General features: G+C 69.8%; 24 protein-coding genes. 18 read left to right on the top strand and 6 right to left on the bottom strand.

The annotated features are described in order from the left end of the window. Window positions 1-152: 152 nt before the first annotated feature. The 11 genes from A5745_RS10340 (at window position 153) to A5745_RS10390 (ending at window position 11,661) form a co-directional block, all read left to right on the top strand. A complete protein-coding gene (locus tag A5745_RS10340) occupies window positions 153-404 on the top strand; it encodes a hypothetical protein (protein WP_371336894.1) in 252 nt (83 codons plus the stop codon). A gap of 83 nt (window positions 405-487) precedes the next feature. Beyond that, window positions 488-1,051, top strand: coding sequence for an elongation factor P (gene efp / locus A5745_RS10345; RefSeq protein ID WP_076064772.1), 564 nt, complete (start codon window positions 488-490; stop codon window positions 1,049-1,051). Continuing rightward, the gene (gene nusB / locus A5745_RS10350) at window positions 1,048-1,524 is read left to right on the top strand and encodes a transcription antitermination factor NusB (protein WP_076115968.1); all 477 of its coding nucleotides are present in this window, start codon (window positions 1,048-1,050) and stop codon (window positions 1,522-1,524) included. The genes efp and nusB overlap by 4 nt, the downstream gene beginning before the upstream one ends. Further along, window positions 1,521-1,910, top strand: a complete 390-nt coding sequence (locus A5745_RS10355) for an antitermination protein NusB (protein WP_076115969.1) — start codon at window positions 1,521-1,523, stop codon at window positions 1,908-1,910. Before nusB ends, A5745_RS10355 begins: the two co-directional genes overlap by 4 nt. Before the next feature lie 99 nt (window positions 1,911-2,009). Next, window positions 2,010-4,892 carry an aminotransferase class I/II-fold pyridoxal phosphate-dependent enzyme gene (locus A5745_RS10360; RefSeq protein ID WP_076064792.1) on the top strand — a complete coding sequence of 961 codons (2,883 nt, stop codon included), beginning with the start codon at window positions 2,010-2,012 and terminating at the stop codon, window positions 4,890-4,892. A gap of 135 nt (window positions 4,893-5,027) precedes the next feature. Further along, window positions 5,028-5,762 (top strand): GntR family transcriptional regulator, encoded by a 735-nt coding sequence (locus tag A5745_RS10365; RefSeq protein ID WP_371336897.1) that lies wholly within the window; start codon window positions 5,028-5,030, stop codon window positions 5,760-5,762. Further along, window positions 5,759-5,986, top strand: coding sequence for a ferredoxin family protein (locus tag A5745_RS10370; RefSeq protein ID WP_076064768.1), 228 nt, complete (start codon window positions 5,759-5,761; stop codon window positions 5,984-5,986). The genes A5745_RS10365 and A5745_RS10370 overlap by 4 nt, the downstream gene beginning before the upstream one ends. Further along, entirely contained in the window at window positions 5,986-7,374 is a 1,389-nt protein-coding gene (locus A5745_RS10375) for an ABC transporter substrate-binding protein (protein ID WP_076115971.1), read from the top strand. Before A5745_RS10370 ends, A5745_RS10375 begins: the two co-directional genes overlap by 1 nt. Continuing rightward, entirely contained in the window at window positions 7,371-8,237 is an 867-nt protein-coding gene (locus tag A5745_RS10380) for an ABC transporter permease (RefSeq protein WP_076115972.1), read from the top strand. The genes A5745_RS10375 and A5745_RS10380 overlap by 4 nt, the downstream gene beginning before the upstream one ends. Before the next feature lie 17 nt (window positions 8,238-8,254). After that, the gene (locus tag A5745_RS10385; protein ID WP_076115980.1) at window positions 8,255-8,983 is read left to right on the top strand and encodes an ABC transporter ATP-binding protein; all 729 of its coding nucleotides are present in this window, start codon (window positions 8,255-8,257) and stop codon (window positions 8,981-8,983) included. Further along, complete coding sequence (locus tag A5745_RS10390) at window positions 8,983-11,661, top strand: fumarate reductase/succinate dehydrogenase flavoprotein subunit (RefSeq protein ID WP_076115973.1); 2,679 nt, start codon at window positions 8,983-8,985, stop codon at window positions 11,659-11,661. The genes A5745_RS10385 and A5745_RS10390 overlap by 1 nt, the downstream gene beginning before the upstream one ends. Before the next feature lie 11 nt (window positions 11,662-11,672). On the opposite strand, the gene A5745_RS10395 is transcribed toward A5745_RS10390, so the two are convergent. The 5 genes from A5745_RS10395 to A5745_RS10415 form a co-directional block, all read right to left on the bottom strand. After that, window positions 11,673-12,635 (bottom strand): S1C family serine protease, encoded by a 963-nt coding sequence (locus A5745_RS10395; protein WP_076115974.1) that lies wholly within the window; start codon window positions 12,633-12,635, stop codon window positions 11,673-11,675. A gap of 52 nt (window positions 12,636-12,687) precedes the next feature. Next, a complete protein-coding gene (locus tag A5745_RS10400; RefSeq protein WP_076064763.1) occupies window positions 12,688-13,227 on the bottom strand; it encodes a GNAT family N-acetyltransferase in 540 nt (179 codons plus the stop codon). A 4-nt stretch (window positions 13,228-13,231) separates the two neighbouring features. After that, window positions 13,232-14,437, bottom strand: coding sequence for a serine hydrolase (locus A5745_RS10405; RefSeq protein WP_076064762.1), 1,206 nt, complete (start codon window positions 14,435-14,437; stop codon window positions 13,232-13,234). A gap of 24 nt (window positions 14,438-14,461) precedes the next feature. Next, on the bottom strand, window positions 14,462-15,226 hold the full coding sequence (locus tag A5745_RS10410) for a maleylpyruvate isomerase N-terminal domain-containing protein (RefSeq protein ID WP_076064761.1): 765 nt from the start codon (window positions 15,224-15,226) through the stop codon (window positions 14,462-14,464). 67 nt (window positions 15,227-15,293) lie between these two features. Next, on the bottom strand, window positions 15,294-15,962 hold the full coding sequence (locus A5745_RS10415) for a class I SAM-dependent methyltransferase (RefSeq protein ID WP_076115975.1): 669 nt from the start codon (window positions 15,960-15,962) through the stop codon (window positions 15,294-15,296). Between the two features lie 94 nt (window positions 15,963-16,056). Between A5745_RS10415 and pyrR the strand changes: the two genes are divergently transcribed. The 7 genes from pyrR to pyrF are packed head-to-tail and all read left to right on the top strand — an operon-like array spanning window position 16,057 to window position 24,660. Beyond that, on the top strand, window positions 16,057-16,620 hold the full coding sequence (gene pyrR, locus A5745_RS10420) for a bifunctional pyr operon transcriptional regulator/uracil phosphoribosyltransferase PyrR (protein WP_076064759.1): 564 nt from the start codon (window positions 16,057-16,059) through the stop codon (window positions 16,618-16,620). Further along, window positions 16,617-17,564, top strand: coding sequence for an aspartate carbamoyltransferase catalytic subunit (locus A5745_RS10425; RefSeq protein WP_076115976.1), 948 nt, complete (start codon window positions 16,617-16,619; stop codon window positions 17,562-17,564). The genes pyrR and A5745_RS10425 overlap by 4 nt, the downstream gene beginning before the upstream one ends. After that, a complete protein-coding gene (locus tag A5745_RS10430) occupies window positions 17,561-18,865 on the top strand; it encodes a dihydroorotase (protein ID WP_076115977.1) in 1,305 nt (434 codons plus the stop codon). The genes A5745_RS10425 and A5745_RS10430 overlap by 4 nt, the downstream gene beginning before the upstream one ends. After that, on the top strand, window positions 18,862-19,371 hold the full coding sequence (locus A5745_RS10435) for a transporter (protein ID WP_076115978.1): 510 nt from the start codon (window positions 18,862-18,864) through the stop codon (window positions 19,369-19,371). The genes A5745_RS10430 and A5745_RS10435 overlap by 4 nt, the downstream gene beginning before the upstream one ends. After that, on the top strand, window positions 19,368-20,486 hold the full coding sequence (gene carA, locus A5745_RS10440; protein ID WP_076115979.1) for a glutamine-hydrolyzing carbamoyl-phosphate synthase small subunit: 1,119 nt from the start codon (window positions 19,368-19,370) through the stop codon (window positions 20,484-20,486). Before A5745_RS10435 ends, carA begins: the two co-directional genes overlap by 4 nt. Then, window positions 20,486-23,836, top strand: a complete 3,351-nt coding sequence (gene carB, locus A5745_RS10445) for a carbamoyl-phosphate synthase large subunit (RefSeq protein ID WP_076064754.1) — start codon at window positions 20,486-20,488, stop codon at window positions 23,834-23,836. The genes carA and carB overlap by 1 nt, the downstream gene beginning before the upstream one ends. Then, on the top strand, window positions 23,833-24,660 hold the full coding sequence (gene pyrF / locus A5745_RS10450; protein WP_076064753.1) for an orotidine-5'-phosphate decarboxylase: 828 nt from the start codon (window positions 23,833-23,835) through the stop codon (window positions 24,658-24,660). The genes carB and pyrF overlap by 4 nt, the downstream gene beginning before the upstream one ends. 8 nt (window positions 24,661-24,668) lie before the next feature. Here pyrF and A5745_RS10455 read toward each other — a convergent pair whose 3' ends face one another. Beyond that, window positions 24,669-25,091, bottom strand: a complete 423-nt coding sequence (locus tag A5745_RS10455; RefSeq protein WP_076064752.1) for a molybdopterin-binding protein — start codon at window positions 25,089-25,091, stop codon at window positions 24,669-24,671. Window positions 25,092-25,273 lie beyond the last annotated feature (182 nt).

Below are 25,273 nucleotides of genomic sequence, written 5' to 3' on the forward strand. Positions count from 1 at the left end.
CGATGGGTGGCGGGGGCCGCCCCCCCCCCCCCCGCGGGCGGCGCCCCCCCCCCCGGCGCCGCGGGCGGGCCCCCCCCCGGGGGGCCGCCGCCCCCCGGGCGGGGGGGGCCGCCCTCGGCCGGGCCGGCGTCGCGGCGGCGGCGCCGGCGCCGGTGCCCACCAACCACTGGTGCCCGGGGCAGCAATGGGACCCGGCCTGGGGCACCAACTACCACTGGGACTGGAATCAGTGCCACGACTGGCAGGGCCCGGCCCCGGCGGGCTGGGGACCGTGGGGACCCCCACCGCCGTGGGCGCCGCCGCCACCACCGCCGCCGGCGTGGGCGCCGCAGGCTCACCTGATGTGGAACCCCACCGTCGGCCAATGGGGCTTCTTCAACAACGGCATCTGGACCTCGATCTAGCCGAATGGCCCCCGCGGTCGAAATTTCTGCGGCCGTAGGATGTTCCACAGCAACCCGGCCATTTATGAGGAGATTCACCGCCCGTGGCGAGCACTGCCGACTTCAAGAACGGACTTGTCCTGGTAATCGACGGACAGCTGTGGACCATCACCGAGTTCCAGCACGTCAAGCCCGGCAAGGGCCCGGCGTTCGTGCGCACCAAGCTGAAAAACGTCCTCTCGGGCAAGGTCGTCGACAAGACCTACAACGCCGGGGTGAAGGTGGAGACCGCCACCGTCGACCGGCGCGACACCACCTACCTCTACCGCGACGGCTCGGACTTCGTGTTCATGGACAGCCAGGACTACGAGCAGCACCACCTGCCCGATTCCCTGGTCGGCGACGATGCGCGGTTCCTGCTGGAGGGCCTGCCGGTGCAGGTGGCGTTCCACAACGGGTCGCCGCTGTACATCGAGCTGCCGGTGTCGGTCGAACTCGAAGTCACCCACACCGAGCCCGGCCTGCAGGGTGACCGGTCCAGCGCCGGCACCAAACCGGCCACCCTGGAGACCGGCGCGCAGATCCAGGTGCCGCTGTTCATCAACACCGGAGACAAGCTGAAGGTCGACTCGCGCGACGGCAGCTACCTGGGACGCGTCAACGCGTGAGCAGGCCCTCCCGGCCCGTGAAAGGACGCCATCAGGCCCGCAAACGCGCCGTCGACCTGTTGTTCGAGGCCGAGGCCCGCGGCCTGAGCCCGGCGGAGGTCGTCGACGTCCGCACCGCGCTGGCCGAGGCGAAGCCGGATGTGGCGCCGCTGCCGGCGTACACCCAGACCGTGGCTCGCGGGGTCGGCGACCAGATGGCGCACATCGACGACCTGATCAGCTCGCACCTGCAGGGCTGGACGCTGGACCGGCTGCCCGCGGTGGATCGCGCCATCCTGCGGGTCTCGGTGTGGGAACTGCTGCATGCCGAAGACGTGCCGGAGCCGGTCGCCGTCGACGAGGCCGTCCAGCTGGCGAAGGAGCTCTCCACCGACGACTCGCCGGGCTTCATCAACGGCGTGCTGGGCCAGGTCATGCTGGTGACGCCGCAGATCCGGGCCGCCGCCCAGGCCCTTGGTGGGCCCGAGTCGTGACCCGGCTGGAGCTGCGTGTCGCCGTCGCCGCCTGCCTGGCCGCGACGGTGGTGTTCGGCGGGGTGGTGTGCGCCGCCTACGGCTGGACCATCGTCGCGTCGGTGCTCTCGATCTACGCGCTGGGCGTCGGGGCCTGGCTGTATCACTCGATCGAGCGCCTGATCGTGGCCCGCCGCATCAGCACGGTCCGCTCGGCGGCCAAGCCGCTGCAGCCGCTGTTGCCGGTGATGGCCGCCCTGATGGGCCTGACGCAGGCCGTCGTGCGCTCGCTTACCGACGTCACCGACCTCCCGGCCCGCCGCTGGGAGCTTCCGGTGCTGCGGTGGGTGGACAACACCCGCGCCAACCGGCGGGTAATAGAGGGTGACGACGAGCCGGACACCTGACCGCCGCCCCCGAATCCTGGGCGAAAAGATTCCGTGCGCACCGCAGGCGGGTGACAATACTTGCTGGATCACTTGCTGGATCCCGCGGAAGGTGACGACATGACCCGAAACAGTGCCCATCCGCGGCGACTTCGCGTCTCCGCGCTGGCGGCCGTCGCCAACCCGTCGTACACCCGCGTCGACACGTGGAACCTGCTCGACGACGCCTGCCGTCACCTCGCCGAGGTCGACCTCGCCGGGCTGGACATCACCCACGACATGGCGCGGGTGAAGCGGTTGATGGACCGCATCGGCGCCTACGAGCGGTACTGGCTGTATCCGGGCGCGGAGAATCTGGCGACCTTCCGCGCGCACCTGGAGAGCAAGTCCACGGTGCGGCTGTCCGAAGAGGTATCGCTGGCCGCGCGGCTGCTGTGCGAATACGGCGACCGCGCAGGGCTTTTCGACACGTCCGCGCCACTGGCCGACCAGGAGCTGGTCGCCCGGGCCAAGCAACAGCAGTTCTACACGGTGCTGCTCGCCGACGACGCACCGATGACCGCGCCCGACAGCCTGGCGGAATGCCTGCGGGCGCTGCGCTCCGCGTCCGACGACGTCCAGTTCGAGCTGCTGGTCGTGCCCAGCGTCGAGGACGCCATCACCGCCGTCGCGCTCAACGGCGAGATCCAGGCCGCGATCATCCGCCACGATCTGCCGCTGCGGTCACGCGACCGGGTGCCGTTGATGAACACGCTGCTCGGACCGAACGATTCGGCGGACGGCGGCGTGGTGCCCGATCGCCCGGACGACTGGGTCGAATGCGGCGAGTGGATCCGCGAACTGCGGCCCCATATCGACCTCTACCTGCTCACCGACGAGTCGATCGCGGCGGGCAACATCGACGAGCCGGACGTCTACGACCGGACGTTCTACCGGCTCAACGACGTCACCGACCTGCACAGCACCGTGCTCGCGGGCCTGCGGAACCGGTTCGCCACACCGTTTTTCGACGCGCTGCGCGCCTATGCCGCGGCACCGGTCGGCCAGTTCCACGCCCTTCCCGTCGCGCGGGGCGCCAGCATCTTCAATTCCAAGTCGCTGCAGGACATGGGAGAGTTCTACGGCCGCAACATCTTCATGGCCGAGACGTCGACCACCTCGGGTGGCCTGGACTCGCTGCTGGACCCGCACGGCAACATCAAGAAGGCGATGGACAAGGCCGCGAAAACGTGGAACGCCGACCACACCTACTTCGTCACCAACGGAACCTCGACCGCCAACAAAATCGTCGTCCAGTCCCTGACCCGGCCGGGCGACATCGTCCTGATCGACCGCAACTGCCACAAGTCGCATCACTACGGCCTGGTCCTGGCCGGCGCGTATCCGCTGTACCTCGACGCATATCCGTTGCCGCAGTTCGCCATTTACGGGGCGGTGTCGCTGGAGACGATCAAGAAGACGCTGCTGGACCTGGAGGCGGCCGGGCAGCTGCACCGGGTGCGCATGCTGTTGCTCACCAACTGCACCTTCGACGGGGTGGTCTACAACCCGCGCCGCGTCATGGAGGAGGTGCTGGCGATCAAGCCGGACATCTGCTTCCTCTGGGACGAGGCGTGGTACGCGTTCGCCACCGCGGTGCCGTGGGCCCGGCAGCGCACCGCGATGGTGTCCGCCGATCGCCTGTACCAGATGTTGTCGTCGCCGGAATACGTTGAGGAATACCGCAATTGGGCCGCGTCCATGCAGGGCGTCGACCGGTCGGAGTGGGTGCACCGCCGGCTGCTGCCCGATCCCGCGGCGGCGCGGGTTCGGGTGTACGCGACGCATTCCACGCACAAGTCGTTGTCGGCGCTTCGGCAGGCGTCGATGATCCACGTGCGCGACCAGGATTTCAACGCGCGCGCCCGCGACGCGTTCGGGGAGGCGTTCCTGACGCACACCTCGACCTCGCCCAACCAGCAACTCCTCGCGTCGCTGGACCTGGCGCGCCGGCAGGTGGACATCGAGGGATTCCAATTGGTCCGGCTGGTGTACAACATGGCGCTGACCTTCCGAGGCCGGGTCCGCAAGGACCGGCTGATCAGCAAGTGGTTCCGCATCCTCGACGAGTCCGACCTGGTACCCGACGAATTCCGGGCCTCCCATGTCAGCTCGTTCCGCCAGGTCGTACAGGGCGCGCAGGCCGAGTGGAACGAGGCGTGGCGCTCCGACGAGTTCGTGCTGGATCCGACACGGGTCACGCTGTTCGTCGGCAAAACCGGGATGAACGGATACGACTTCCGCGAGAAGATCCTGATGGAGCGGTTCGGCATCCAGATCAACAAGACGTCGATCAACAGCGTGCTGCTGATCTTCACGATCGGCGTGACGTGGTCCAGCGTGCATTATCTGCTCGACGTGCTGCGCCGGATCGCCACCGACTTCGACCACATCCAGCACGCCGCCAGCGCCGCCGACTGGTCGCTGCACGACCGCCACGTCGAGGAGATCACCCAGGACCTGCCGCACCTGCCGGACTTCAGCGAGTTCGACATCGCCTTCCGTCCCGTCGACGCGTGCGCGTTCGGTGACACCCGGTCGGCCTTCTACGCGGGATACGAGGAGTCCGACCGCGAGTACGTGCTGATCGGCACCGCCGGGCGGCGTCTGGCCGAGGGCAAGACCCTAGTGTCCACCACGTTCGTGGTGCCCTACCCGCCCGGTTTCCCGGTGTTGGTCCCCGGGCAGGTGGTCTCCAAGGAGATCGTCTACTTCCTGGCCCAGCTCGACGTGAAGGAGATCCACGGGTACAACCCGGAACTCGGGTTGTCGGTGTTCACCCCGGAGGCGCTGGCACGCATGGAGGCGCAACGGAACGCGGCCATGGCGGCGGTGGGTTCGGCGTTCCCGGTCTTCGAGCTGCCGTCGGATGCCAAGGCCATCAACGGCGCCACCACCTCTCCCAACGGGGGTTCTACTCACGGGGATCGCAAAGGCGGTGTCTCGTCCGAGGTGGCGCAATAGCCGATCGCGCCAGGGTTTTTCCTGGTCGCGGGCGAATGCCGACCGGCGCAATAAACTGATCTGTCCTCGTCGGTCCTACTCGGCGGCCCCCAATGTGCCTACGACCGGCATTAGCGTGACGGCGTGGCCGACGCCATACCGATCTCGCGTCTCGAGGGCTCCCGGGCCAACCGTGCCCGCCGGGCCGCCGACGTGTTGCGTCAGCAGATTCACGCCGGCGCCTACGCCGACGGGCTGCCCGCCGAAAATGAGTTGGCGGCCGAATTCCTGGTCTCGCGCAACACCATTCGCGAGGCGCTGGGCATCCTGAAGAACGAAGGGCTGATCGACCGCGGCCCCAAGGTCGGCACCCACGTGGCTCAGCGCAAATACGACCATCGGCTCGACGCGCTGCTGGGGCTGAAGGAAACCTTCAAAGACCTCGGCGAGGTGCGCAACGAGGTGCGGGCCGCGATGCCGGTGACCGCGCCGCCGTCGGTGGCCCGCCGCCTGGGGTTGCAACCCGGCGACGAGGCGGTGTTCGTCGAGCGGTTGCGCTACCTCGGCGACCTGCCACTGAGCCTCGACCTGACCTACCTCGCCCCGGACATCGGGAGCCGCATCCTGGGCTATCACCTGGAAACCCACGACCTGTTCGCGCTCATCGAGCAGGTGAGCGGGCAGCGGCTGGGCTCGGCATCGTTGGCGCTGGAAGCCATCCCCGCCGACGCGCACTCGGCGGCCGCGCTCCAGGTCCCCGACGGGGCCGCGCTGCTCATGCTGGAGCGGCTCACCAGCCTCGACGACGGCAGGCCCGTCGACCTGGAGTACATCCGGATGCGGGGCGATCGAATCACCATGCGCGGCAACCTGATAAGGAGCAAGCCATGACCCTGGTCAATCACCGTGCCGACGTGCCCGTGACGATCGACGAATCGCTGTGCATCGACGGCTGCACCCTGTGCGTGGAGGTCTGCCCGCTGGACGCGCTGGCCATCAACCCCGACACCGGCAAGGCCTTCATGCACGTCGACGAATGCTGGTACTGCGGCCCGTGCGCGGCCCGCTGCCCGACCGGCGCGGTCACCGTCAACATGCCGTATCTGCTCCGCTGATGAAACGCCAAGCCACACGGCTGATCTCGATGGCAGCCGTTGTCGTCGCCGTCGTCTCCGGCTGCTCGCTGGAATCGCTGTCGGCCTCCTCCGGCGTCGTCAACGTCGTGGTGGGCTATCAGTCCAAGACCATCAACACCGTCACCGCGGGCACGCTGCTGCGCGCCCAGGGCTACCTGGAGCGCCGGCTCGCCGACATCACCACCCGCACCGGCACCAAATACGCGGTGCTGTGGCAGGACTACGACACCGGCGCCCCGATCACCGCGCAGATGCTCGCCGAGAAGATCGACATCGGTTCGATGGGTGACTACCCGATGCTGATCAACGGCTCCAAGACGCAGGCCAATCCGCTGGCCCGCACCGAGATGGTGTCCGTCACCGGCTACAACCCCAAGGGCGCGCTGAACATGGTGGTGGTGGCGTCCAGTTCGCCGGCCACCGGACTAGCCGACCTGGCTGGTGCGAAGGTCTCGGCCAGCGTCGGCTCGGCCGGGCACGGCACCCTGGTGCGTGCGCTGGACAGGGCCGGGATCAAGGGCGTCGAGGTGCTCAACCAGCAGCCGCAGATCGGCGCGTCCGCACTGGAATCCGGTCAGGTGCAAGCGCTTTCGCAGTTCGTGGCCTGGCCCGGGCTGCTCGTCTTCCAGGGCAGGGCCAAGCTGCTCTACGACGGGGCCGAGCTGAACCTGCCCACCTTGCACGGCGTGGTGGTGCGGCGCTCCTACGCGTCGGCGCATCCGGAGGTGCTCGCGGCCTTCCTGCAGGCGCAACTGGACGCCACCGATTTCCTCAACGCCAAGCCGCTGGAGGCGGCCCGCATTGTGTCCCAGGCGGCCGGGCTCGCGCAGGAGGTCGTGTACCTGTACAACGGTCCCGGCGGCACGTCGTTCGACACCACCCTGAAACCGTCGCTGGCCGACGCGCTGAAAAACGATGTGCCCTACCTGAAGTCGATCGGCGACTTCGCCGACCTCGACGTCTCGGGATTCGTCCAGGACGAGCCCCTGCGCGCGGTGTTCGCGGCCCGCGGCCTGAACTATGACGCGGCCCGGGCGGCCACCGCCAATCCCTCGGCGCTGCGCGGTGATCCCGCCCAGGCAAGCGAATTGTGGCTGGACGGATCCGATGCGACGCAAACGTTCGCCGACCCGACCGCCCTGCTGCGGGCCGTCCGGGATGCCACCGCGCGCGGCGCCAAGGTCCGGGCCGCCTATGTGCCCGACGCCGAGCTGGGCACCCGCTGGTTCGCCGACAAGGCGGCCTGGGTGCGAGACGGCCAGAAATTCCTGCCCTTCGGCACCCCGGCCGGGGCGCGTCGCTACCTCGCCGCGCACCCCGGCAGCGTGACCGTGAATTACCAAGAGGCACTGGGAGGTTCGGTATGACCTTAGAAGCAAGTCGGACATTGATCGAACCCGTTGTCGGGGCGGCCCCACTGCCGGCATTCGCGCGGCCGCGGCGGATCGCCTCGCCATGGCGATCGCGGCTGCTGCAGGTGGCGTCGGTGGCGGCCGCCATCGGGGTGTGGCAGGTGCTCACCTCCGGCAAGGTGCGCCTGCTGCTGCGATTCGACACATTGCCGACCGTCACCCAGATCGTGACCGCGCTGCACCGCCGGCTCGGCGCCTACGAGTACTGGCTCGACCTGGCGCAGTCGTTGATCCGCATCCTCACCGGCTTCGGGCTGGCCGCGGTGATCGGCGTCGCGACGGGTGTGCTGCTGGGCCGCTCGCGATTGTTCGCCGACCTATTCGGCCCGTTGGCGGAGCTGGCCAGGCCCATTCCCGCCATCGCGCTGGTGCCGGTCGCGATCCTGCTGTTTCCCACCGACGAGGCCGGCATCGTGTTCATCACCTTTCTCGCGGCCTACTTTCCGATCATGGTCAGCACCCGGCACGCGGTGCGCGCGCTGCCCACGCTATGGGAGGACTCGGTGCGGACCCTGGGCGGCGGCCGGTGGGAGGTGCTGCGGCAGGTCGTGCTGCCGGGCATCCTGCCCGGAGTGTTCGGCGGGCTGTCGGTCGGCATGGGCGTGGCCTGGATCTGCGTCATCTCCGCGGAGATGATCTCCGGCCGCCTCGGTGTGGGCTACCGCACCTGGCAGGCGTACACCGTGCTGGCCTACCCCCAGGTGTTCGTCGGCATCATCACCATCGGGGTGCTGGGCTTCTCGACGGCCGCGGCCGTCGAACTGGTGGGCCGGCGGGTGACGCGGTGGCTGCCGCGCGCACAGGCGCAGTCGCGGTGACCGCGACAAATCGGGGCATGAGCCTCGAGCTGGATCGGGTTCGGTTGTCCTACACCGGAACCCCGGTCATCGACGGGTTGAGCCTCGCGGTGCGGCCGGGGGAGATCCTGGTCCTCACCGGGCCGTCGGGCTGCGGAAAGTCGACGGTGCTGCGCGCGCTGGCGGGCCTGCTGTCGCCCGACGACGGGCGGGTGCTGGCCGACGGCGCACCGGTCACCACCACCTCGGGCGACCGCGGCATGGTGTTCCAGGACAACGCGCTGCTGCCGTGGCGCACCGTGCGGTCCAACATCGAACTGGCGTTGCGGCTGCGCGGCGAACCACGCGCCACCCGGCGCGCGGCGGCCGAGCGGTGGATCGACGAGCTCGGGCTGCGCGGCTTCGGCGACTACCTACCCAAGAGCCTCTCGGGCGGCATGCGCCAGCGCGTCCAGCTGGCCCGCGGCCTGGCCGGCGCCCCGCGCGCGGTGATGATGGACGAGCCGTTCGGGGCGCTGGACACCCAAACCCGCGCCGCCATGCAGCGCTTGCTCGTCGACACCTGGCGCACCCACCCGACGACGATCGTCTTCGTCACGCACGATGTGGACGAGGCGCTGGCGCTGGGGGACCGGATCGCGGTGCTGGGCCGGGCCGGTGAGCCAACGCGCGCTGTGCTCAAGGTGCCGGAGCCCCGCGCCGACCAGCCGCGCCGCGCGCTGCGCGCGGAAATCATTGCCGCCCTGAACCATTCGGTGGCGGCCTGATGCAGGTTCCCGATCTGGCGCCGGCCCGCCTCGACTGCGACGTGCTGGTGATCGGCGGCGGCACCGCGGGCACGATGGCGGCGCTGTCTGCCGCGGAGCACGGTGCACGGGTGCTGCTGCTGGAGAAGGCGCACGTGCGGCACTCCGGCGCGCTGGCGATGGGCATGGACGGGGTCAACAACGCCGTCATCCCGGGCAAGGCCGAACCGGAGGACTACGTCGCCGAGATCACCCGCGCCAACGACGGAATCGTCAACCAGCGCACCGTTTATCAGACGGCGTCTCGCGGGTTCGCGATGGTGCAGCGCCTGGAGCGCTACGGGGTGAAGTTCGAGAAGGACGAGCACGGCGAGTACGCGGTGCGCCGCGTGCACCGCTCGGGCTCATACGTGCTGCCCATGCCCGAGGGCAAGGACGTCAAGAAGGCGCTGTATCGCGTGCTGCGGCAGCGGTCGATGCGGGAGAGGATCCGCATCGAGAACCGCCTGATGCCGGTGCGGGTGCTGGTGCAGGACGGCCGGGCCGTCGGCGCCGCCGCCTTGCACACGCGCACCGGTGAGTTCTACGCGATCAGCGCCAAGGCGGTCGTCCTGGCGACCGGGGCGTGCGGCCGGCTCGGCCTGCCCGCGTCGGGCTACCTGTACGGCACGTATGAGAACCCGACCAACGCCGGTGACGGGTACGCGATGGCCTACCACGCGGGCGCGGAGCTGTCGGGAATCGAGTGCTTCCAGGTCAATCCGCTGATCAAGGACTACAACGGCCCGGCCTGCGCGTACGTGGCCAATCCGTTCGGGGGCTACCAGGTCAACGCCCTGGGGGAGCGGTTCGTCGACTCCGACTACTGGTCGGGGCAGATGATGGCCGAGGTCAAGAGCGAGATCGACTCCGCGCGCGGGCCCATCTACCTCAAGGTGTCGCATCTGCCCGACGAGACGCTGACCGCGCTGGAGAACATCCTGCACACCACCGAACGGCCCACCCGCGGCACGTTTCACGCCAACCGCGGCCACGACTACCGCACCCATGACGTGGAGATGCACATCTCCGAAATCGGTTTGTGCAGTGGCCATTCCGCGTCCGGGGTCTGGGTCGACGAACACGCACGCACCACCGTGCCCGGCCTGTACGCCGCGGGGGACCTGGCCTGCGTTCCGCACAACTACATGATCGGGGCGTTCGTGTTCGGCGACCTCGCCGGCACCCACGCCGCGTCGACGCTCCGCGAAGTCCCTGCGCCACAAGGCCTCCCGGACGATCAGCTGGCCGACGCCCACGAGCTGATCTACCGCCCGCTGCGGCAACCGGACGGGCCGCCGCAGCCGCAGGTGGAATACAAGCTGCGCCGCTTCGTCAACGACTATGTCGCACCACCGAAGACGGCGGCCAAACTGTCCATCGCGGTGCGCACGTTCGACCGGATGCGCGGCGAGATCGCCGAGATCGGCGCCCACAACCCCCACGAGCTGATGCGCGCGGTGGAGGTGTCCTTCATCCGCGACTGCGCCGAGATGGCGGCCCGTTCCTCGCTCACCCGGACCGAATCGCGGTGGGGCCTTTATCACGACCGCGCCGACCTGCCCGGGCGCGACGACAGCCAATGGGGTTATCACCTCAACCTGCGCAAGGGGCCCGACGGCGCGATGGTGTTCCTCAAACGCCCCGTGGCCCCGTATTTCGTGTCGGTGCCCGAGCTGGACGGCCTGCCGCCGGCCGATCAGACCGTCCACGAGGTGGAGCAGCCGCCGCTGATGGGTGGTCAAGCCCCGGCCGCCGCCGTCTCCCGAATCGTTTCGCCGGCAACGGCATTCCAACCGCCGTCGCCGCGCATCGCCGAGGTCCTCGCGCTGGAGGAGCCGACGATCGCCGAGCTGCAGACCTACCTGGGCGACGCGGATCCCGGTGTGCGCCGAACCGCGGTGGCCACGCTCACCGAGCACATGCCCGACGGATACGCGCCGGCCCTGTTCGCCGCGCTGGACGACGCCGATCCCGGGGTGCGCCGCACCGGTGCCGAGGGCATCCGCGAACTGGTCGAGGTGCTGCCCGACCCGGCCGCGGCCGGGGCCTATCTGTCGTCCGGCGACATGCTGGTGCGCGCGGCGTCGGTGTATCTGCTCGCGGCGCGCCGCGCCGGTGAGGCCGGCCAATACCGCCGCGCGCTCGAGGATCCCGACCATCGGGTGCGCATCGAGGCCGTGCGCGCGTTGGTGTCGGTCGACGACGTGGCCGGCGTCGTCGCGGCCACCGGCGACGACAGCCGGGAGGTCCGCATCGCGGCAGCCGCCGGCCTGGCCACGCTGCGCGGCGGCCACGACGCGGTGACCGTGCTGCTCGATGACCCGGATCCGCTGGTGCGCGCGGCGGCGCTGGCCGCGCTGGGCGAATTAGGCTGCGGCGAAGGCGATTTCGCCGCCGTCGAAGAGGCCTTGCGGGCGCCGGCCTGGCAGGTGCGCGAAGGCGCGGCCCGGGCGCTCAAGGGAGCGGCGGCCGAACTCGCCGTCCCCCGATTGGCCGAGGCCCTCGCCGACGCCCACCTCGATGTGCGCAAGGCCGCGGTGCTCAGCCTGACCCGCTGGGCCGGCGAACCCGCCGCCCGCGACGCGCTCGGGATCGCGCTCAAGGACGGTGACGCCGACGTGCGGGCTTACGCGCGCCGGGCCCTGGAGGACGGGTAAGAGGTCGTCGCTCAGCGATGGCCCAGCGATGCGTTCGGCGCCGTACCGGCCGCGATCAGTTGGTCGGCAACAACTTTCGCCTCGTCGACGGGGATCGCGAACCCCACGCCGATCCAGCCCGTCGGACCGCCGGGATGAGTGGCGTTCATCGTTGCGATTGCGGAATTGAGCCCTATCAAGGCACCGGACGTGTCGATCAATGCGCCTCCAGAGCTGCCGGGACTCATCGTGGCGTCCGTTTGGATCGCATCAAGCACGGCGTTGCCGCTACCGGGGCCGACGATGCCCGACACCGGGCGGTGCAGCGCGCTGATGACCCCGGTGGTGACGGTGCCGTCCAGCCCGAGGGGCGCGCCGATGGCGATCACGTTTTGGCCCACATGCAACCCGGCCGACGTCCCCATCGCGATCGGGCGCAGGCCCGAAATGCCTTGAACACGAACGACGGCGATGTCGGTGGAGCTATCGGCGCCGACGACGACGAACGGCTCGGAGCGACCATCGGCGAAAGTCGCGGCGGTGTGTACCGCCACACCGGTTTGGCGCGGATCGGGCGCCGCCACGACGTGATTGTTGGTGAGGATGAATCCGTCGGCGCTCAGGACGACCCCGGAGCCCTCTTCGGTCTGATCGCCGATCGCCGTTTCCAGTTTGACCACGCTGGGAATCGCCCTGGCCGCAGCCTGCTCGATGGTCGCGGCCGGCGCTTCGGTGGGCACAGTCGACGTCGGGGCGCTGACGACCGGCGCGGCTGGGCGAAGTTCCACGACGCTGAGGGCGCCGACGGCGCCCGAGAACAGCGCGAGCGCCGCGGCGCCGACGAGGAACCCGAACCGCGATCGCAGCCAGAGCAGGGCCCGTGACCGTTGCGGTCGCGGCGTTTCGTGGCGGCCGCCAGTCAGTTCATGGCTGCCCGCGGGCCATTCGTGGCGGCCCACAGTGCGCAGCGGCCCGGTATGGGCATCGGTGGTCATCGTTAGCACCTGCAACACGTGTCGAATGCCCGTTTTCCGTGCGGGGAAACATCTACCGCAGGGCCTTGGCGTAGAGCAGGGCGTCCAGCGGTTCGGGCGCGATGGTGGGGTACACGGCGTAACGAGTCAGCCTGCCCTCCAGCTCGAACCCGGCCCGCAGCAGCACCCGGGCCGACCGCTCGTTGTCGACATGGCAGGTGGCCCAGACGCGGTACACGCCCTGATCGGCCTCCAGCGCGTTCATCAGCAGGCCGAGCACCTCGGTCATGAATCCCTTGCCCCACCACCGCCGGCCGATGCAGTAACCGATCTCGACCGAGTGCGGCACCGGGCGCCGGCAGCTGGTCAGCCCGATGACCTCGTCGCTGTGCCGCAACGCGATGGCCCACGTCCGCTCGTCATCGCTGACGTTGAGCTTTTCGGCGATCACTCGCCGGGTCGCCGCGACGTCCTGGTGCGGCGTCCATTTCAGGTACTTGGTGACCTTCGGGTCGCGGGCGACCCGTTGGTAGAGCGCGCCGGCGTCGTCGAGCACGGGCGGGCGCAGCAGCAGCCGCGGCCCGGCGATGCGGTCAGGCGGGTAGTCGACCATGGCGTCAGAGCCCGAGCGCCTGATAGGTGCGGCGGACGAATTTCGGTTGCACCGATTGGAGTTTCGCCAGCGACGTGTTGCCGGCGATCGCCGCGGCCACGTCCGCGGACATATCGGGCAAGTTCTGGACCAGATACAGCAGGATCAGGTCCGCGGTCGGGTCGGCCTGCCACCAGGTGCCGTACGCGCCGGGCCAGCTGAAGGTGCCGAGCCCGCCCGGCCCGAACAGCGGCGCGCTCTTGGCAGGATCGGTCACCACCGACAGGTTCAGCCCGAAGCCGCGGCCGACCCAATAGGGGGCGCCCAGGAAGTTGTGTCGCTTCTGGTCGTCGGTGAGCCGGTCGGTGCGCATCATGCGGGCCGACTCCGGCGACAGCACCCGCACGCCGTCGACGGTCCCCTCGCCGAGCAGCATCCGCACGAAGCGCAGGTAGTCGTCGGCGGTCGACCACAACCCGCCGCCGGCGTTGGGGAAGGACGGTGGCTTGATGTGCGGCGGCCCCATCGCGTCGTGGTGCAACTGGCCCTGCCCGTCGAGCCGGTACATGGTCGCCGCGCGGCGGCGCCCTTCGGGGGACACGAAGAACCCGGTGTCGGGCATGCCCACCGGGCCCAGGATCCGTTCGTCGAGCACCTGGTGGAACGGCTTGCCCTCGATGCGGGAAGCGATGACGCCCAACAGGTCTATGGAATGGCTGTAGGTCAATCGCTCGCCGGGCTGATGCACCAGTGGCAGCTTGGCCAGCTCGGCCAGCCAGGCGTCGGGGCCCTGGTTGAACGGCAGCCGCACGTAGGCCTTGGCGATCGGCCCGGACACCGAGAAGCCGTAGGCCAGGCCGCTGGTGTGGGTGAGCAGGTCCTCGATCAGGATGGCCCGGCCCAGCGCGTGCGTCCGGTCCAGCGGACCGAGCGGGTCGTCGAGCACCCGCACGTCGGCGAACTCCGGCACCCAGCGCGTGATCGGATCTTTCAGCGCCAGCTTGCCGTCGTCGACCAGGCTCATCACCGCGGCCACCGTGACGGGCTTGGTCATCGACGCGATGCGAAACAGGGTGTCGCGCTGCATCGGCAGCCCGGCGTCGACGTCGCGGTATCCGATCTCGTTGAGCTGCAGCACTTCTCCGCGCTGCCACACCACCGTCAACGCGCCGGCGAGCAGGCCGGCGTCGCAGACCTCGCGGACGGAGGCCGCATTGCCGTCAAGATTCACCCGGTCAGGGTAGCCCGCGGCCGGTCACTGGGCCGAAGCGCCGGCCGGACGGCAGGCACGCGAAAGGACGTCCTCGATCGTTTCTGCGTTCGCGTGTGGATCGCGCAGCCGCGCCGGGCAGCGCCCCCACAGCAGCAGCGGCAGCTCGTGGGGCTGCAGCTCGATCGCTACGTCGGTGCCGTCGGGGGCCGTCGAAAGTCCTTCCCCTGGTGTCACAACCACCCCGGGCCGACCAGCGCTCCGCAGAACCATTGGCCGCGAGACCAAGTCAGATCTGCGCCATCGCCGCGCTTCCGCCAACGCGGGCATCGCGTCGAATACCGCAAGCGCATGGGTAACCATTGCCGGATCGGAGAGCGATCGGATGCTGACATCGTCGTCGCCGACCAGATCCCATCGGTGTAGCACCGCTTCGCTATGGCTGTGCATGCGCAGCCGTTCGCCGGTCATGGCCCACCCCGTGTACATGATCGTGTCGTCCTCATCGAGGCCTGCCACAGCGGACTCGAAGCGAACGGCGTGCTGCACCAGCCGTTCTCGAAGCACGGCGTCGGGCATTGCCCGAAAGGGCGGCTCGCGTTCTTCCCATGACCGCGTCGCCCTTGTGGGCTCACCCGCGAGGTGCTCCTCGATCAGGTTGGCTCGTTCCTCGGCGGCGGCGGCGACGTGCGCGGCGAGCTCGTGGGCGCTCCAGGCGGCGCACCACGTGGGCGCCGTCGGCTGCAAGCGGGACAAGCTCGAAATGAGCGCGCGCATGGCTTCGTCGCGCAGGCTCGCGGCGGCTTCCATGGCGTCCAGCCAACAGATAGCCGGGTCTACGAGCTAGCGATTATTCGACATCACAGCCCGCGGCCGGTCAGCGCCGTTGCGCGCGCACGACCCAGAACGCCATCTCGATGTCGTTGCCGTCCAGTTCGCGGCGCACCGTGGCGGGCTCCAGCGATTCGATCTCCCAGCCCGCGCCGCCGAGAACGTCGCGCAGCGTCCGCTCGGACACCGCGGGCCGCGGCCGCTCCTCGTCGGGCGGCTGGGCGTCGGAGAAACAACTGAGCAGCAGGGTGGCGCCCGGCCGGGTTGCCCGGTGCGCCGCGGCGGCGTAGCTGCGCTTGCCGTCGTCGTCGAGGCAGTGGAACATGCCGCTGTCGACGATGGTGTCGAACGCGTCGGTGTAGCCCTCCAGCTTGGTGGAATCGGCGACGGCGAACGTCACGTCGACCCCCGCGTCCGCGGCGCGCCGCTCGGCGGTGATCAGCGCGGTCGGCGAGATGTCCAGCCCGGTGACGGCGTGTCCGTTCTGGGCCAGGTAAATGGCGTTGTCGCCGAGGCCGCAGCCGACGTCGAGCACGTCGCCGCGAACCCAGCCGCCCTCCTGCCACGCGACGACAGTCTCCTTGGGCGCCTTGGTGTCCCACGGCGGGGTGGCCATGGCGGGCAGGCCCTCGGCGGGGCTTTCGCCGCGATACAGGGCATCGAAATCGAGAACCGGAAAACGAGAGGAATTCGAGGGGGTCGTCGCGCCTGTCATTTTCGCCAGGGTAGCGCGGAATGCTACGCTGCCGGGCAGTCGACATCCTTTAACGATCCGTCCAGAGAGGCGGAGAAGGAGGTCAAGGTCTCGCATGGGTGCCGCGGGTGATGCCGCCACCGGCAGGGAATTGATGTCTGCGGCCGACGTCGGTCGCACCATTTCGCGCATCGCGCATCAGATCATCGAAAAGACCGCGCTCGACAGTCCCGACGCGCCACGGGTGGTGCTGCTCGGTATCCCGACCCGCGGTGTGATCCTGGCCCAGCGCCTGGCCACCAACATCGGCGAATACAGCGGTGTCGAGGTCGGCCACGGCGCCCTCGACATCACGCTGTACCGCGACGACCTGATGCAAAAGCCGCCCCGCCCGCTCGAAGCTACGTCGATCCCGGCCGGGGGCATCGACGACGCGCTGGTGATCCTCGTCGACGACGTGCTGTATTCCGGGCGCTCGGTGCGCTCGGCCCTGGACGCGCTGCGCGACGTGGGCCGGCCGCGCGCCGTGCAGCTCGCGGTGCTGGTCGACCGCGGCCACCGCGAATTACCGCTGCGCGCCGACTATGTCGGCAAGAACGTACCGACCTCACGCACCGAGAGCGTGCACGTGCAACTCGCCGAGCACGACGGCCGCGACGGGGTGGTGATCTCCCGATGACCCGCCACCTGCTGACCGCCGGCGACCTCAGCCGCGACGACGCCACCGCCATCCTCGACGACGCGGACCGCTTCGCGCAGGCCCTGGTGGGCCGCGAGATCAAGAAGCTGCCGACGCTGCGCGGCCGCACCGTGATCACGATGTTCTACGAGAACTCCACCCGTACCCGGGTGTCGTTCGAGGTGGCCGGGAAGTGGATGAGCGCCGACGTGATCAACGTGAGCGCGGCCGGATCGTCGGTGGGCAAGGGCGAGTCGCTGCGCGACACCGCGCTGACGCTGCGGGCCGCCGGCGCCGACGCGCTGATCATCCGGCACCCGGCCTCCGGTGCCGCGCACCTGCTCGCCGACTGGACGGCGCCGGCGGATGGCGAGGGGCCGTCGGTCATCAACGCCGGCGACGGCACGCACGAACACCCGACGCAGGCGCTGCTGGACGCGCTGACCATCCGCCAGCGGCTCGGCGGCATCGAGGGCCGGCGCATCGTTATCGTCGGCGACATCCTGCACAGCCGGGTCGCGCGCTCCAACGTCGTGCTGCTGGACACCCTGGGCGCCGAGGTGGTGCTAGTGGCGCCGCCGACGCTGCTGCCGGTCGGCGTCGACGGCTGGCCGGCAACCGTCTCCTACGACTTCGACGCCGAGTTGCCGGCGGCCGACGCGGTGCTGATGCTGCGGGTGCAGGCCGAGCGGATGAACGGCGGCTTCTTCCCGTCGGTGCGCGAGTACTCGGTTCGCTACGGCCTTTCCGATCGGCGCCAGGCGATGCTTCCCGGCCATGCCGTGGTGCTGCACCCGGGGCCGATGGTGCGCGGCATGGAGATCGCGTCCTCGGTGGCCGATTCGTCGCAATCGGCTGTGCTGCAACAGGTTTCCAACGGTGTCCACGTGCGGATGGCGGTGCTGTTCCGCGTGCTGGTGGGAGCACAGGAGATCGCGGCATGAGCGTCCTGATCCGCGGCGTGCGGCTCTACGGCGAAGGCGACCGCGTCGACGTCCTGGTCGATGACGGCCAGATCGCCGAAATCGGGCCGGGCCTCGCCGAGGCCGGAGGCCTGGAAAAAGACCTAGACGTCATCGACGCCACCGACCACGTGCTGCTGCCCGGGTTCGTCGACCTGCACACCCACCTGCGCGAGCCCGGCCGCGAATACGCCGAGGACATCGAAACCGGTTCGGCGGCCGCGGCTTTGGGTGGCTACACGGCCGTGTTCGCGATGGCCAACACCAACCCGGTCGCCGACAGCCCGGTGGTCACCGACCACGTCTGGCACCGTGGCCAGCAGGTCGGCCTGGTCGACGTGCACCCCGTCGGCGCGGTCACCGTCGGGTTGGCCGGGGCCGAGCTCACCGAGATGGGCATGATGGCCGCCGGCGCCGCGCAGGTGCGCATGTTCTCCGACGACGGCATCTGCGTGCACGATCCGCTGATCATGCGCCGCGCCCTGGAGTACGCGACCGGGCTGGGGGTGCTGATCGCCCAGCACGCCGAGGAGCCCCGACTGACCGTCGGCGCGGTCGCCCACGAGGGGCCCACGGCCGCGCGGCTGGGACTTGCGGGATGGCCGCGGGCCGCCGAGGAATCGATCGTGGCCCGCGACGCGCTGCTGGCCCGTGACGCCGGCGCCCGGGTACACATCTGCCACGCCTCCACCGCGGGAACCGTCGAAATCCTGAAATGGGCCAAGGCGCAGGGCATTTCGATCACGGCCGAGGTCACGCCGCATCATCTGCTCCTCGACGACGGCAGGCTGGCCAGCTACGACGGGGTCAACCGGGTCAACCCGCCGCTGCGCGAGACCGCCGACGCCGTCGCGTTGCGTCAGGCGCTCGCCGACGGGGTAATCGACTGTGTGGCCACCGACCACGCCCCGCACGCCGAGCACGAAAAATGCGTGGAGTTCTCCGCGGCGCGCCCCGGCATGCTGGGGCTGCAGACGGCCCTGTCCGTGGTGGCGAGCACGATGGTGGCGCCCGGGTTGTTGACCTGGCGCGACGTCGCCCGGGTGATGAGCGAGAACCCGGCGCGCATCGTCGGCCTGCCCGACCACGGCCGGCCGCTCGAGGTGGGGGAGCCGGCGAACCTGACCGTGGTCAACCCGGACGCCACCTGGACGGTCGCCGGGGACGACCTGGCCAGCCGATCGGCCAACACGCCCTACGAGTCGATGACCTTGCCCGCCACCGTGACCGCGACGCTGCTGCGCGGCAAGATCACCGCCCGCGACGGGAAGAGCCCGGCATGAACTCCGGAACGCTGGTGGGGTCGCTGATCTTCGCGGCCGTGCTGGTCGTGGTCATCGCCGTCGTGATTCAGCTGATGATGCGCTCCTGGCAGCGTCGCTCGCAACGCCAGCAGGAGTTGATCGGGGAGCTGCCCGAGATGCCCGACGAGGTGAGTACCGCGACGCTGACGACCCGAGGCCTGTACTGCGGCTGCGCCGCCGCACCGGCGTGGAACGAGCGGGTCACCGCCGGCGATCTCGGCTATCGGAGCAAGGCGGTGCTCACCCGCTATCCCGAGGGGATCCTGTTGGAACGCGTTCGCGCCAAACCGATTTGGATTCCGGACGAGTCGATCATTGACATCCGCATGGAGCGCGCCATCGGAGCCAAGGTGGTGGCCCGCATCGGGATCCTGGCGATCCGTTGGCGGTTGCCGTCGGGCGTCGAGATCGACACCGGATTTCGGGCAAACCACCGCACCGATTACGACGACTGGCTGCAAGACTCGCAGGAGGGAGCCGCGTGAGCAAGGCCCTACTGGTGCTCGAGGACGGCCGCGTCTTCACCGGCACGCCGTTCGGCGCGATCGGCCAAACCCTCGGGGAGGCGGTGTTTTCCACCGGCATGTCCGGCTATCAGGAGACGCTCACCGACCCCAGCTATCACCGGCAGATCGTGGTGGCCACCGCGCCGCAGATCGGCAACACCGGCTGGAACGGCGAGGACGCCGAGAGCCGCGGCGACAAGATCTGGGTCGCCGGCTACGCGGTGCGCGACCCGTCGCCGCGCGCGTCGAACTGGCGCGCCACCGGCACGCTGGACGACGAGCTGGTTCGCCAGAACATCGTCGGGATCGCCGGCATCGACACCCGCGCGGTGGTGCGGCACCTGCGCAGCCGCGGCTCGATGAAGGCCGGGTTATTCTCCGGCGACGCGCTCGCCGAGCCCGCCGAGCTGCTGGAGCGGGTGCGGGGCCAGCGGTCCATGCTGGGCGCCGACCTGGCTGGCGAGGTCAGCACCGACGGCACCTACATCGTCGAACCCGAAGGGCCGCAGCGCTTTACGGTGGCCGCGCTGGACCTCGGCATCAAGACCAACACGCCGCGCAACTTCGCCCGCCGCGGCATCCGCAGCCACGTGCTGCCCGCATCGGCGACCTTCGGGCAGATCGCCGAGCTCAAGCCCGACGGCGTGTTCCTGTCCAACGGGCCCGGCGACCCCGCCACCGCCGATCACGTCGTCGAGCTCACCCGGGAGGTGATCGGCGCCGGAATCCCGTTGTTCGGAATCTGTTTCGGCAACCAGATCCTGGGCCGGGCGCTCGGCCTGTCCACCTACAAGATGGTGTTTGGTCACCGCGGCATCAACGTCCCCGTCATCGACCACGCCACCGGCCGGGTCGCGGTGACCGCGCAGAACCACGGCTTCGCGCTGGAAGGCGAGGCGGGCCAATCCTTCGACACGCCGTTCGGCCCCGCGGTCGTCAGCCACACCTGCGCCAACGACGGGGTGGTCGAGGGCGTCAAACTCGCCGATGGGAAGGCGTTTTCGGTGCAGTATCACCCCGAGGCCGCCGCGGGTCCGCACGATGCGGAATACCTGTTCGACCAATTCGTCGACCTGATGGCGGGGGGACGCTAGTGCCGCGGCGGACCGACCTGAACCACGTGCTGGTGATCGGCTCGGGGCCGATCGTCATCGGGCAGGCCTGCGAATTCGACTACTCCGGCACCCAGGCCTGCCGGGTGCTGCGCGCCGACGGGCTGCAGGTCAGCCTCGTCAACTCCAACCCGGCCACGATCATGACCGACCCGGAGTACGCCGATCACACCTACGTCGAGCCCATCACGCCCTCGTTCGTCGAGCGGGTGATCGCCCAGCAGGCCGAGCGCGGCAACAAGATCGACGCGCTGCTGGCCACCCTCGGCGGGCAGACCGCGCTCAACACCGCCGTCGCCCTGTACGAGAACGGCGTGCTGGAGCGCTACGGCGTCGAACTCATCGGCGCGGATTTCGACGCGATCCAGCGCGGGGAGGACCGGCAGCGGTTCAAGGACATCGTCGCCAAGGTCGGCGGCGAATCCGCCCGCAGCCGAGTGTGTTTCACGATGGACGAGGTGCGCGAAACCGTCGAGGAGGTCGGCCTGCCGGTGGTGGTGCGGCCCAGCTTCACGATGGGCGGCCTGGGCTCGGGCATGGCGCACTCCGCCGAAGAGGTCGACCGGATGGCCGGCGCCGGGCTGGCGGCGAGCCCGAGTGCCAACGTGCTGATCGAGGAGTCGATCTACGGCTGGAAGGAATTCGAGCTCGAGCTGATGCGCGACGGGCACGACAACGTGGTGGTGGTGTGCTCCATCGAGAACGTCGACCCGATGGGCGTGCACACCGGCGACTCGGTTACCGTCGCGCCGGCCATGACGCTGACCGACCGCGAATACCAGCGGATGCGCGATCTGGGCATCGCGATCCTGCGCGAGGTCGGCGTGGACACCGGCGGCTGCAACATCCAATTCGCGGTCAACCCGCGCGACGGCCGGCTGATCGTCGTCGAGATGAACCCGCGGGTCTCCCGGTCGAGTGCGCTGGCGTCCAAGGCCACCGGCTTCCCGATCGCCAAGATCGCCGCCAAGCTGGCCATCGGCTACACCCTCGACGAGATCGTCAACGACATCACCAAAGAAACGCCGGCCTGCTTCGAGCCGACGCTGGACTACGTCGTGGTCAAGGCGCCGCGGTTCGCGTTCGAGAAATTCCCCGGCGCCGATCCCACGCTGACCACGACGATGAAATCCGTCGGGGAGGCAATGTCGCTGGGCCGCAACTTCATCGAGGCGCTGGGCAAGGTGATGCGATCACTGGAAACCAGCCGCGCCGGTTTCTGGACCAAGCCCGATCCCCACGGCGAAGTCGACGAGGTGCTGACCCGCCTTCGGACCCCGACCGAAGGACGGCTCTACGACATCGAACTGGCGCTGCGGCTGGGCTCGTCGGTGGAACAGGTCGCCGAGGCCAGCGGCGTCGACCCGTGGTTCGTCGCGCAGATCGGCGAGCTGGGAACGCTGCGCCGCGAGCTGGTCGCGGCCCCGGTGCTCGATGTCGACCTGCTGCGGCGGGCCAAGCACAGCGGCTTGTCCGACCGGCAGATCGCCGCCCTCAGACCGGAATTGGCCGGCGAGGACGGTGTCCGGTCCCTGCGCGAGCGCCTCGGCATCCACCCGGTGTACAAAACGGTCGACACCTGCGCCGCGGAGTTCGAGGCCAAGACGCCCTACCACTACAGCAGCTACGAACTCGACCCGGCCGCCGAGACCGAGGTGGCGCCGCAGGCCGAGAAGCCCAAGGTGCTGATCCTGGGTTCGGGGCCGAACCGGATCGGCCAGGGCATCGAATTCGACTACAGCTGTGTGCACGCGGCAACCACGTTGAGCCAGGCCGGTTTTGAAACGGTGATGGTCAACTGCAACCCGGAGACGGTGTCCACCGACTACGACACGGCCGACCGGCTCTACTTCGAGCCGCTGACCTTCGAGGACGTACTGGAAGTATTCCGCGCGGAATCCCAATCCGCGGCGGGCGGCCCCGGCGTGGTCGGGGTCATCGTGCAACTCGGCGGGCAGACGCCGCTGGGGCTGGCCCAGCGGCTCTTCGACGCCGGCGTTCCGATCGTGGGCACCCCGCCGGAGGCGATCGACCTCGCCGAGGACCGCGGCGCGTTCGGTGACGTGCTGCGCGCCGCGGGACTGCCCGCCCCGAAATACGGCACGGCAACGACTTTCGACCAGGCCCGCCGGATCGCCGCGGACATCGGCTACCCGGTGCTGGTGCGGCCGTCGTACGTGCTGGGCGGGCGCGGCATGGAGATCGTCTACGACGAGGAGACGCTGCGCGGCTACATCACCCGCGCCACCGAGCTGTCCCCCGAACACCCGGTGCTCGTGGACCGTTTCCTGGAGGACGCGGTGGAGATCGACGTCGACGCGCTGTGCGACGGCGCGGAGGTCTACATCGGCGGCATCATGGAGCACATCGAGGAGGCGGGGATCCACTCCGGGGACTCGGCCTGCGCGCTGCCGCCGGTGACGTTGGGCCGCAGCGACATCGAGAAGGTTCGGCGCGCCACCGAGGCCATCGCGCACGGCATCGGCGTGGTCGGTCTGCTCAACGTGCAGTACGCCCTGAAGGACGATGTGCTCTACGTCCTGGAGGCCAACCCGCGCGCCAGCCGCACGGTTCCGTTCGTGTCCAAGGCCACCGCGATCCCACTCGCCAAGGCGTGCGCCCGGATCATGTTGGGCGCCACCATTTCCCAGCTCCGCGAGGAGGGGATGCTGGTGCCGGACGGGGACGGTGCCCACGCCGCGCTGAACGCGCCGATCGCGGTCAAGGAGGCGGTGTTGCCGTTCCACCGGTTCCGCCGCGCCGACGGGGCGGCCATCGATTCGCTGCTCGGCCCGGAGATGAAGTCGACGGGCGAGGTGATGGGGATCGACCGCGACTTCGGCAGCGCCTTCGCCAAGAGCCAAACCGCCGCCTACGGATCGCTACCGGCCGAGGGCACCGTGTTCGTCTCGGTCGCCAACCGTGACAAGCGGTCGCTGGTGTTTCCCGTCAAGCGGCTGGCCGATCTGGGCTTCCGCGTTCTCGCCACCGAAGGCACCGCGGAGATGTTGCGCCGCAACGGGATTCCCTGCGACGAGGTTCGCAAGCATTTCGAGCCGCCGCGGCCCGACCGCCCCGCGGCGTCCGCCGTCGACGCGATCAAGGCCGGCGAGGTCGACATGGTGATCAACACCCCCTACGGCAACTCCGGTCCGCGCATCGACGGTTACGAAATCCGCTCGGCCGCGGTGGCCGTCAACATCCCGTGCGTCACGACGGTGCAGGGCGCGTCGGCGGCCGTGCAGGGCATCGAAGCGGGGATCCGCGGCGACATCGGCGTGCGGTCGCTCCAGGAACTGCACAGCGTCATCGGACCGGGCGGCGCACAGTGACGGGCTTCGGTGCCCGGCTGGCCGCGGCGAAGCTGGCCCGCGGGCCGCTATGCCTGGGCATCGACCCCCATCCGGAGCTGCTGCGGGCCTGGGACCTGCCGACCACCGCCGACGGGCTGGCCGCGTTCTGCGACATCTGCATCGAGGCCTACGCCGGTTTCGCCGTCGTCAAACCCCAGGTGGCGTTCTTCGAGGCCTACGGCGCCGCGGGATTCGCGGTCCTCGAGCGCACCATCGCAGCGCTGCGCTCCGAGGGAGTGCTGGTGCTGGCCGACGCCAAGCGCGGCGATATCGGGACGACGATGGCCGCCTACGCGCAGGCGTGGGCCGGCGACTCGCCGCTGGCCGCGGACGCCGTCACGGCCTCCCCGTATCTGGGCTTCGGCTCGCTGCGGCCCCTGCTGGAAGCCGCCGCGGCGCACGACCGCGGCGTGTTCGTGCTGGCGGCAACGTCCAACCCGGAGGGCGGCACGGTGCAGCGCGCCACCTTCGACGGCCGGACCGTCGCGCAGCTGATCGTCGACCAGGCGGCGGTGGTCAACCGCTCCGCCACCGTGCCCGAGCCCGGGTATGTCGGCGTGGTGCTCGGCGCGACCGTCTTCGAGGCTCCCGACGTCAGCGAGCTGGGCGGACCGGTGCTGGTGCCCGGGCTCGGGGCGCAGGGCGGCCGGCCCGAGGCGCTCGCCGGCCTGGGCGGGGCCGCCCCCGGCCAGCTGCTGCCCGCGGTTGCGCGCGAGGTGCTGCGGGCCGGACCGAGCGTGGCGGACCTGCGGGCGGCGGGCGAACGGATGCTCGACGCCGTCGCGTACCTGTCAACGCTGTAGACGCTGCCTCAGTCCGAGGCCACCGCCGTGCCGGGTCTGGCGGTTTCGACGATGACGGTCGTGGCCTTGACGACGGCCACCGCGACGCTGCCGGGCTGCAGCTCCAACTCGTCGGCGGCCGCGGTGCTCATCAGCGACACGACGGTGAAGGGGCCGCACTGCATTTCGACCTGGGTCATCACCTTGTCGCGGGTGACCTTGGTGACCAGCCCGACGAACCGGTTGCGGGCGGAGCTGCCGATGCTCAGCGGATCCGGCGGCGGCGCGGGCGCGTTGGTCCGGGCAAACTCGGCCAGGTCCTCGCTGGCGATCACCTTGCGCCCGGCCGCGTCCAGACCCACCGCCAGCGTGCCGTTGTTGATCCATCGCCGGACGGTGTCGTCGCTGACTCCCAGCAGCTCGGCCGCCTGACGGATGCGCAGACTCGGCACGGGCCGATCGTATCAACCGGCCCCGAGTTTGTTTGCTGGGTCCGTGGCGCAAAGCCGCGGCCCGGCCCCGTCGCCGGCGACGAATTCGGCGGCCATCGCCGCCGCCCGCCTTCCCGGACGCGTCGGCGCACCCGGGCCCGCCCGACCGCGCGGTCGGGCTGCCACGCGCCGGGCCCGAGGGG

The organism is Mycobacterium sp. IS-2888, assembly GCF_001954215.1.
In the GTDB taxonomy this organism is placed as follows: domain Bacteria; phylum Actinomycetota; class Actinomycetes; order Mycobacteriales; family Mycobacteriaceae; genus Mycobacterium.